The sequence below is a fragment of the Synechococcus sp. H70.1 genome, assembly GCF_047502705.1.
GTDB lineage: Bacteria > Cyanobacteriota > Cyanobacteriia > Thermostichales > Thermostichaceae > Thermostichus.
The window spans coordinates 1-3,579 of record NZ_JANSIV010000126.1 but is presented as its reverse complement, the minus strand read 5'-3'; the positions used below and the strand labels follow the sequence as shown (position 1 = coordinate 3,579).

The following is a 3,579-nucleotide window of genomic DNA, read 5'->3' as shown; positions in this document are numbered from 1 at the left end:
GAGCGGAGCGACGCATCGAGCGGGAGCGTCGACGCGCCGAGCGGGAGCGTCAGCGTGCCGAAGCGGAACGCCAACGCGCCGAAGCGGAGCGTCAACGCGCTGAGCAGGAACGCCTGCTGCGCGAGCAGGAACGCCTGCTGCGCGAGCAAGCCGAGCGACGCCTTGCGGAACTGGAAGCGGAACTCAAACGGCTGCGCAGCGACGGGTAAACCTTGCCCCCTGCACGGAACCTACGCCGACGCCGAAAATGTCTAAAAGCGTAGGGAGATGGCAGTATGTTGCTTCTGTACCGTTTTCTATGGATTGCCTCGGCATTAGGGGTCGCGGCAGTGATGATTATGCTTTCGAACCCGCGCGCGGAGCGTCCCGTCGTCTCCAACGAGTGGGCGTCGGTGCAGCAGGGGCGGTTCAGCCTGCAGACGCCGCGCGAGTTCCGCGCCCGTCGCGACGCGCTGACCCAGATGGGCATGAACAAGCCCAACAGCCCTGTGCAGTTGCAAGACGCGGTGCGTATCGAGCGTGGCGCACGCATAGGCATGAAACTCGCGCTGGTGTCCCTGCGAACGGACTTGCAGGTCGGCAGCGATGACGCGCCCGCCGCCGCTACGCCTGACCAGAACGCCGCGCGAACCCTGCAGCGGATACACACCAGCCAACTGGAGAACCTGCGCGAGGCATATGCCGACCTCAAAGAGACGCAGACACGCCCCACGCGCGTGCAAGGCGCGCCTGCACTGCGCACCGAGTTCACCTTCACCCTCGCGCACTGGGTTCCCCTCTTCAACACGCCCGCGCAGGGCTACCTGATTACCGTGCCCGTCTCACCAACCGAGGCGCTGCACATCATCGCCTATAGCCCGCCTCACCAGTTCCAGCAGTACCAACCTGTCTACGAGCGGATGGTCAACACCCTCAAACTGAACGCTGGCGCAACCACCACGGCAAGCGGAGGCTGGGAATGATGCACAACAACCCCCTGTACGAAGCGGCGGAAGAGGCGAAAAAGTCGGTCAAGTTCCTCTACGAGGTCAACACGGGCTACACGCTGACCGCCAAACTGGAGCGGTTTTTCGGCGTCGGGCTGCTGCTGGCGCTGCTCAACCTCATCTTCATCGCGTGGCGTCCCGACTGGGGGTTCTGGAGCAGCGTCGCGACGCTGTTTTTCATCGGCGTCTGGCTGCCCAACTCGTACCTGATTGATCGCTTGGAAGACCTTGCGGGCTACCGCGACCTGTTCGCGCTGACCCTGCTGCACGGCGTGCTGGGCAACCCCCTCGCGGCGTTCGTCGTGTACGGGCTGTTCGCGCTGCTGTTCTGGGCGATTTCGCGCGGCGAGCAGAGCAACCCTGCGGCGATTCTCGCGCTGGTCTATGTGGGATTCCGCGGCATGTTCGACGGTGCCCTGATGATGACGGGCGCGCTCGACATCGCCGACTGGCTGCGCTTCCAGATGGACCTTATGTCCACGCTGCCGTTTCTGGCGATTGGCTTCGGCTGGTTCGTCGGGAGCCTGTTCCGAAACGATTAGGGTACACTAACGCCGCTATGGGTTCGGCAAAGGCGGCGTGGAAAATCTCGCTGCACGGCGGGCATAGCGGCGAGTTCTGCGAACACGCCGAGGGCAGCCTGCGCGAGATTCTCGAAGCCGCGCACCAAGCAGGCTACACGGTCTTCGGCGTGGCGGAGCATATGCCCCGCGCCGAAGCGCGATTTTTGTACCCCAAAGAGATTGAATGGGGCTGGACACCGCGGACGCTGGAAGAGATTTTTGACCGCTACGCGCACACGATTACGCAACTTGCCGAGGAGTTCGCCGACCGCCTTGTCGTGCTGCGCGGGTTCGAGATCGAGGTCGTGCCCGAAGACCGTTATGTCGCGCTGGTGCAGGGCTACCGCGAACGCTACGGGTTCGACTACATCGTCGGGTCGGTGCATTACCTGCACGACGCCTCCATCGACGGCTACTCGGAGCAGAGTTTTCTGGACATGATGGCGCAGGTCGGCGGGATGGAGGAGGTCGCTGTGCAGTATTATCACAAGGTCGCCGCGATGGCGCAAGCGGTGCGCCCCGAAGTGATTGGGCATCTGGACTTGGTGCGCCTCAAGGCGACGCGGCTGGGACTGGCGGATCAGGTCGCGACCCCGCGCGTGCGTCAAGCAGTGGAGCACGCGCTGGAAGCCATCCGCGCGGTCGGCGCACGGGTGGAGGTCAACACCTCTGCGCTGCGCAAGGGGCTTGACCAACCTTACCCCGCCGACTGGATTGTGCAGTTGGGCGCGCGGATGGGCGTGCGCTTCTGCATCGGCGACGACAGCCACCGCCCCGCGCAGGTCGGCTTCGGGCTGGAGGAGGCGCGCCTGCACCTGCTACGCAACGGCGTCCGCGAGGTGCATTACCTCACGCGCGAAGGAGGCGCAATCGTGCCCGCCTCTGCGAGTTTGGAGGGGTAATAAGCGCCTCTGTGCAGTTCGCTGTTTCGCCCTCATCCCCAGCCCCTCTCTCACAGCGTGGGAGAGGGGAGCAGCCGTTTTGGAGTGCTGAAGCGCTGCTTCAGCGTCGGGCGGAAGCCCCGCTTCCCCGCACTCCATAATCTCTCTCGCCCAGCTGGCAGGAGAGGGGGAGAAGGCTGATAAGGGTACAGCACCTGAGTTCGCTGCGTGGGGAACAAGCGCACTTTTTTCGCCCTCACCCCCAGCCCCTCTCCCACGCTGTGGGAGAGGGGAGCAGCCGTTTTGGAGTGCTGAAGCGCAGCTTCAGCGTTGGGCGGAAGCTCCGCTTCCGCACTCCATAATCTCTCTCGCCCGGCTGGCAGGAGAGGGGGAAAAGGGGTGAGGGGTCAACGCCTACAGATTCACACTTTCCCCTGGATGCAGCGCGAGAATCTCCAGCCCCTCGATGTCGCGGGTCGCCTCGCGCAACTGGTCGGGCGTGCCCGTCAGCAGCGGGAAAGTGCCCCAGTGCATCGGGATCACGCGCTTGACGCCCAGCAGCCGAATCGCATACGCCGCCTCGCGCGGTCCCATCGTGAACACATCGCCAATCGGCAGCATCGCCACATCGGGCTGATACAACTCGCCGATGATGCGCATATCCCCAAACACGCAGGTGTCGCCCGCGTGATAGAGCGTCAGCCCGTTCTCCAAGCGCACCACATAGCCCGCAGGCTCGCCCGCGTAGACCACCTGCCCGCCCTCCTCCAGACCGCTGCTATGGAAGGCGTTCACCATCGTGACGGTGATGCCATCTATCGCCACGCTGCCGCCCTTGTTCATCGGCTGCACTTTTTGCACCCCGTGCCGACTAAGGTACAGGTACATCTCGTAGATGCACGCCACCGTCGGCTGATGAGTCTTCGCAATCGGCACGGCGTCTGCGCAGTGGTCGGCGTGCCCGTGCGTAATCAGCATAACGTCCACGCCAGGCAGTTGCTTGGCGTCTTCTGGGCAGGCGGGGTTGCCCTGCACCCACGGGTCAATCAGAATCCGCTTGCCGTTCGGTGAAGTAATCAGAAAGGTCGAGTGTCCCAGCCACTGAATCTGCGTTTGCATATGCGCCAACCTCCGCCGATAGGATACCCG

5 protein-coding genes are annotated in these 3,579 nt (G+C 63.8%); 4 read left to right on the top strand and 1 reads right to left on the bottom strand.

Annotated features, from left to right (window positions below; all coding sequences use genetic code 11):
* The 4 genes from NW827_RS09280 to NW827_RS09265 form a co-directional block, all read left to right on the top strand.
* Positions 1 to 209: hypothetical protein (locus tag NW827_RS09280; RefSeq protein ID WP_414503607.1), on the top strand; the 209-nt coding region annotated here is incomplete at its 5' end.
* A 66-nt stretch (positions 210 to 275) separates the two neighbouring features.
* Positions 276 to 962 (top strand): hypothetical protein, encoded by a 687-nt coding sequence (locus NW827_RS09275; RefSeq protein ID WP_414503606.1) that lies wholly within the window; start codon positions 276 to 278, stop codon positions 960 to 962.
* Positions 959 to 1,528, top strand: a complete 570-nt coding sequence (locus tag NW827_RS09270; RefSeq protein ID WP_414503605.1) for a hypothetical protein — start codon at positions 959 to 961, stop codon at positions 1,526 to 1,528. The genes NW827_RS09275 and NW827_RS09270 overlap by 4 nt, the downstream gene beginning before the upstream one ends.
* 17 nt (positions 1,529 to 1,545) lie before the next feature.
* On the top strand, positions 1,546 to 2,451 hold the full coding sequence (locus NW827_RS09265; RefSeq protein ID WP_414503604.1) for a histidinol-phosphatase: 906 nt from the start codon (positions 1,546 to 1,548) through the stop codon (positions 2,449 to 2,451).
* 393 nt (positions 2,452 to 2,844) lie between these two features.
* On the opposite strand, the gene NW827_RS09260 is transcribed toward NW827_RS09265, so the two are convergent.
* On the bottom strand, positions 2,845 to 3,579 hold a 735-nt coding region (locus NW827_RS09260), incomplete at its 5' end, for a metal-dependent hydrolase (protein WP_414503603.1).

Bases quoted from the DNA above. Each gene is read 5' to 3' on its own strand.
- NW827_RS09270 (WP_414503605.1), top strand. From the start codon at position 959: ATGATGCACAACAACCCCCTGTACGAAGCGGCGGAAGAGGCGAAAAAG.
- NW827_RS09275 (WP_414503606.1), top strand. From the start codon at position 276: ATGTTGCTTCTGTACCGTTTTCTATGGATTGCCTCGGCATTAGGGGTC.
- NW827_RS09265 (WP_414503604.1), top strand. From the start codon at position 1,546: ATGGGTTCGGCAAAGGCGGCGTGGAAAATCTCGCTGCACGGCGGGCAT.